The organism is Humibacter sp., assembly GCF_035547335.1.
Lineage (GTDB): Bacteria > Actinomycetota > Actinomycetes > Actinomycetales > Microbacteriaceae > Humibacter.
The window spans coordinates 1-2,282 of sequence record NZ_DASZVF010000072.1; the positions used below are offsets into that span (position 1 = coordinate 1).

Here is a 2,282-nt window from a genome sequence, read left to right on the forward strand (position 1 = left end):
GGACGAGTGGGTGGCGGCCCGCTCGTGAGCCTGCTGCTGGCGTGCGCGATGCGCATCGAGGCGCGGTTCGCGCGCCAGGGCGTCACCGATCCGTCGACCACCGTGCACTTCGCGAAGATCGGCGTGAAGACGCACCTCCCAGCGGAGGTGCCGCAGTCCGCAGTCGGCGTCTCCGGTGTGTGCGGCACGCTCAGCGCTCAGCTGCGGCCAGGCGCGGTCGTCGTCCCCGACGTCGTGCTGCACAAGGACGGCCGCCGGTTCTACTGCACCGGAGCGCACGAGCTCGCGAAGCTGCTGCGCGAGGCGGGGCTCCCTGTGGTGCAGGGGATGGTGCTGACGACGCCGAAGATCGAGCTGTCGAAGGCGCAGATGGCGCGCAACGCCGAGACCGGGGCGATCGCCGTCGACATGGAGACGGCGACGCTGTTCGACGAGGCCGGCACCAAGCCCTTCGCGGCCGTCCGGGTGGTGAGCGACGGTGTCGACGCATCGATGTTCTCGCCCGGCATCCTCAAGCGCGGCTACCTTGCGCTGAAGCACGTCCGGGCCGCCACCCCCGCGCTCGAGGAGTGGGCCCGCATCGTCAGTGCGTGACCGGGAGGACGCCCCTACGGCGTGGCACCCGATCGGCACCTACACGGCGGTCGTTGGAGCCATCGCATCCGGACGCTCGCGCCCGATTTCCTCGGGAAGGCACCAGACGTGAGCACCAACGCCGAACACATAGCTTCCGTCCACGCTCTCGACCTCGATGTGCACGACATTCGGTCCGTCGTCGGTTTCGGTCGACTCTCCGCAGAAGCAACACATCAACCGCGGCACGCTCGGCGCACGCGACTGTCGAGGCTGGGCCGGTGCCTCGCCCCACGAGTTCTGCTCAGCCGACGCTTTATAGGTGAACGGCGGCGCTTCGCCCACGTACCAGTGGAGCGCCCGCGCGTTCAGCCCCACGTCGTCTCGCAGCGATCGAAGCCCGCGCAGCAGCTCGGATTGCAGGTCTTCCGCACTGCGCCGCGCCGTGTCCGATCCGCGACGCTTGGCCCGCTCGAGATGATTTACCAACGACAGCAACTCGTGGACGGTGAGCGCAACGTCAACACGGTCACCTTCGGCAGATCGCCCCGACATGACCGCACGGTATCTCCGGAACCCGCACGCCGTGGATCGCGCAACTACACGGATGGCTGGGGGCCGGGGTTGCATCACGCAGCCGATGCGGGTCTACCAGCAGGGGATGATCGGATCGGGCGTGTGTGTAGCGATCCATACGGTCACGAGCAGTCCGAAAGCTCCGATGACACCCGCGGCGATCGTGAACCCCCTTCGCCGACGCGGGCGCGTGATGGCTACGACGGTGCTCGGCGCTGCGAAACTCCCGACGCTGGCTAGGAGCAAAGCAACGTTCGCGAGCCGGACGGCCAGGCTCGGACGGTGGCCGTCGCAACTGCGAGACAAGTCGGCTACTGATATCACGAAGAGGATCAGGGCGACGGCCGTCGCCAGCAGCTGACCTAGCGCGAAAGTCAGCGCGAGGCCAATGCGCCCATCACGTCCTCGCTGTCGCCCCGGCTGCACAGAAGTGGCATCGGCGAAGGATGCGTACCGGTGAACCACCGACGCCCCAGATTGGCGCTTACAGCTCGGACGCGGGGACCATCGTTCACCGGTTGGTGACAGTCGAGCCCCACGCGGTGACGGGCGGTCAGGCGTGGGGCCGGAACGTCACTGGACGGTGAAGAACGGGCCCCACACGACCGCGCGGGAGCGCCGGTTCGGGCGCGGATATCGGTCGGTGCGAGATCCACCCGACGGGTCGACGGGGTCAGCGCTTCGTGATCTCCACGTGGGTGGCGCCCTCGCCGGCCGTCACCTTCGTCACCGCGTAGCCCGTCGGGACGTCGGTGAGGTCGTCGAAGACCCGCTCGCCGTCGCCGAGCAGCACCGGCGCGATGGCGAGGTGGAGCGAGTCGAGCTGGTGAGTGGCGAGCAGCTGGCGGATCGTCGACGCGCCCCCGCCGACGCGCACGTCCTGGCCGCCGGCGAGCTCCTTCGCCAGGGCGACGCCCGCGTCGAGGCCGTCGGTGCAGAAGTAGAAGGTCGTGCCGGTCATCTCGAGCGGCTCCCGCGCGTGATGCGTGAGCACGACCACCGGGTGGTGGTACGGCGGCTCTTCGCCCCACCAGCCGCGCCACGAGAGGTCCGGCCACGGGCCGCGAACCGGCCCGAACATGTTGCGGCCCATGAGCGTCGCGCCGATGCCGGTCTCGCCGGCCTTGATGTAG

Annotated in this window: 2 protein-coding genes and 1 pseudogene; 1 reads left to right on the plus strand and 2 read right to left on the minus strand. The window is 69.1% G+C overall.

Features of this window, described 5'->3' with window-relative positions:
- A pseudogene (locus VHB92_RS14815) lies at window positions 1-594 on the plus strand (hypothetical protein); the annotation flags it as partial.
- Window positions 595-633: 39 nt separating this feature from the next.
- Here VHB92_RS14815 and VHB92_RS14820 read toward each other — a convergent pair.
- Both VHB92_RS14820 and VHB92_RS14825 read right to left on the minus strand, forming a co-directional pair.
- A complete protein-coding gene (locus tag VHB92_RS14820; protein WP_325454537.1) occupies window positions 634-1,128 on the minus strand; it encodes a hypothetical protein in 495 nt (164 codons plus the stop codon).
- A gap of 694 nt (window positions 1,129-1,822) precedes the next feature.
- The coding region (locus VHB92_RS14825) for a dihydrofolate reductase family protein (RefSeq protein ID WP_325454538.1) at window positions 1,823-2,282 on the minus strand (460 nt) is incomplete at its 5' end.

Excerpts from the sequence above, each read along its gene's own strand:
- VHB92_RS14820 (WP_325454537.1), bottom strand. The coding sequence starts at position 1,128 with ATGTCGGGGCGATCTGCCGAAGGTGACCGTGTTGACGTTGCGCTCACC.